The sequence below is a fragment of the Kocuria sp. ZOR0020 genome (assembly GCF_000800955.1).
GTDB lineage: Bacteria > Actinomycetota > Actinomycetes > Actinomycetales > Micrococcaceae > Kocuria > Kocuria subflava.
In genome coordinates this window covers 1-1,072 of record NZ_JROX01000122.1, presented here as the reverse complement: position 1 = coordinate 1,072, position 1,072 = coordinate 1, and the positions used below count along the sequence as shown (strand labels likewise).

General features: G+C 63.0%; 1 protein-coding gene. It reads right to left on the bottom strand.

The genetic code is table 11. The features are described from left to right. Window positions 1–5 precede the first annotated feature (5 nt). Window positions 6–980: an IS481 family transposase gene (locus L979_RS07940; protein ID WP_047691310.1), complete on the bottom strand. Its 975-nt coding sequence runs from the start codon at window positions 978–980 to the stop codon at window positions 6–8. Window positions 981–1,072 lie beyond the last annotated feature (92 nt).

Below are 1,072 nucleotides of genomic sequence, written 5' to 3'. Positions count from 1 at the left end.
TGTACTCAGTCAGTAGGTTGGTTGCACCTGCTGATGGGTGGGTTGCCTCCAAGGCTGCCGTGTGGCCGGTGGTTGTTGTAAAAGTTTAGCCATGGCTGCAGGGCGTCGGTTCTTGCTTGGTTTGAAGCGAATGGCTGGCGGTAGGCCCAGCCTTCTTGGAGGGTGCGGTTGAAGCGTTCTGCTTTGCCGTTCTGCCAGGGGTGGCGGGGTTTGGTCAGTATGTGTTTGGCATCGAGCTGTGCCAGGGCGCTTTGGAAGTCGCGGGAGAGCCGGTAGGCGAAGGCATTGTCGGTCATGACCCGTTTGACCGGTGCGCCTTGGGCTGCCATGGCTTCTGCCGCTCGGGTAAGGAACCCGGCGCACGTGGGGCCTTTCTCATCGGGTAGGACCTCGGCGTAAGCCAGCCGGGAATGGTCATCGACAGCGACGTGGACATAGTCAAAACCGACCCTTGTGTGGCTTGCTGCATGGTTGCGGGCGGATTGGTTCGGGTCTGCCCGCCACCCGCCACCGTCGGGAATCCTGCCGAGTTTCTTGACGTCGATATGGATCATGTCTCCGGGAGCGTCGCGCTCGTACCGGCGGTCCGTGGCACGGGATGCCCGAATCCGTGCCCCGGTCACCGGGTCAAGCTCCCACAGCCTGGGCATGCCGGCCCGGGCGAGGATCCGCGAGACCGTCCTGGGACTGACACCGCATCGCACCGCCAGGTCCGTTGGCCCTTCACGGTGCTCCATCCGCTGGCTGAGGACCTCGGCAACGACCTTGGCCGGGGTCGCGTGCGGGCATGACTTTGGCTTGGAACTGTGGTCCTCAAGGCCGTCCCACCCGTGGACGCGGAACCGGCTGAGCCACCGATGCGCGCACGTGCGGGAGACACCCATTTCCCTGGCCACATGAGCGACAGGACGGCCGGCGAGGACACGCTCGATCAGGATCCGCCTACCGTACGGAGTCAGGCGGGCATTACGGTGGGACATGAGGACCCCTTAGTTGTTGGCTGTGTGTGGTAACCACCAACCTAAGAGGTCCTCACCTATTCACGATGTAAACAACGTCCTGACCCAGTACA

What these genes read in the sequence shown, in the direction of transcription:
- L979_RS07940 (WP_047691310.1), bottom strand. Translation starts at nt 980, where the DNA reads ATGTCCCACCGTAATGCCCGCCTGACTCCGTACGGTAGGCGGATCCTG.